The sequence below is a fragment of the Endozoicomonas sp. YOMI1 genome (genome assembly GCF_024606345.1).
Taxonomy (GTDB): Bacteria; Pseudomonadota; Gammaproteobacteria; order Pseudomonadales; family Endozoicomonadaceae; genus Endozoicomonas.
The window spans coordinates 1-1250 of the sequence record NZ_JAHHPM010000222.1; the positions used below are offsets into that span (position 1 = coordinate 1).

General features: G+C 40.2%; 1 protein-coding gene. It reads right to left on the minus strand.

From position 1 onward, the window contains the following. Positions 1-955: hypothetical protein (locus KDK15_RS07800; protein WP_257294797.1), on the minus strand; the 955-nt coding region annotated here is incomplete at its 3' end. Between the last annotated feature and the right edge of the window lie 295 nt (positions 956-1250).

Consider the following 1250-nt stretch of genomic DNA (forward strand, 5'->3'; position numbering starts at 1 on the left):
CCAGGTGTACATACCACCAGTGAATGCGGGGGATTACCGAAAGGTCACCCGCCATCGCCTGATCAATCAAACCCTGAACATGCTGTAACCCCGGAATCAGTTGATCAGGATCTGTATGGATAATTAATGCAGAGCGCTTGTCCTTACCAACATAATTCTCATCACTTCGTCCAAAAAAATCTTCCACTTCAAACTTCTCGATTCTGGGGCTGGTCAATATTTGGGATAAATAAACCTTAGTGTCTCCTGCATTACCCACAACAACACCATAATGAATATTCTTCGTTTCACATGGATAAAGGTCATACTTATTATCGAGGTAGGTAATAAACCTATTCCCTTCCTCAGTTTTCTGATGAATAAAGTGTTCATTATGAGTCAGCTCAACTGCACGTTGATTGCCACAGGAATAAGCTTTGCTTAGAGGGGTGTGTATACAAATTTTGTGATAATTTTGCATTGATTGCGGATCATAACGGCGAAGTCCAAATTCATGAGCACTCTTGTAATTTCTGTTAATCTCAATAAATTTGCGAGTATTAATCGCTTCCTCAATTAAATCTTTAGCCGTCATTTCCTTTTGAATAATTATGTTTTTTGCCATATCAACAAATAAGCTGAATGCTGAGTTAAAAATATCTGGATCACCATAGGAAATCCAATTATCTCTTTTAACCAGATGATTGGTATTTTCCGACCGAATCATCAAAGGTAACAGTGAAGAGGGGGGCTTACCCGGATGGGTTAGCACTGCAACTTTCCGAAGCGTGCCATCGTCGGCTTGGGTGCATTGTTCAGGGGGATTAGCAGTGGAATGTGCGATATTTACCAATAAATCTGTATTCGATAGCTGTTTTACCGGTATTTCTTTATGCTCATCCAATGGTGGCTGAGGATATAATGAAGGTAAATTTGTCTGACTTATCGTAGTGGATGGAGGATGAACTGTGTTCATAGATTCGATTCCTTGGTTTTAAGGGATGTAATAATTTTTCGTATGTGTTACACGATGCTCGGGTTTGAAACAGATATAAAAAGGCACAGCTGCCCCTTCTTCTGCTATGAATAAGCAGTCATCGAAATAAGAAGGAAGCAACCCATGCCCATGCTGCATTTTATCACATCTGTGTTCTGTTTGATTGATGATTTGTATAAAGAACTTTTCCCTACGTCAGTACAAAGAAGCGGCCCTCCTCCCAAACTTTCAGACAGCGAGACAATTACTATGGAAATTGTTGGTGAATGGGCCG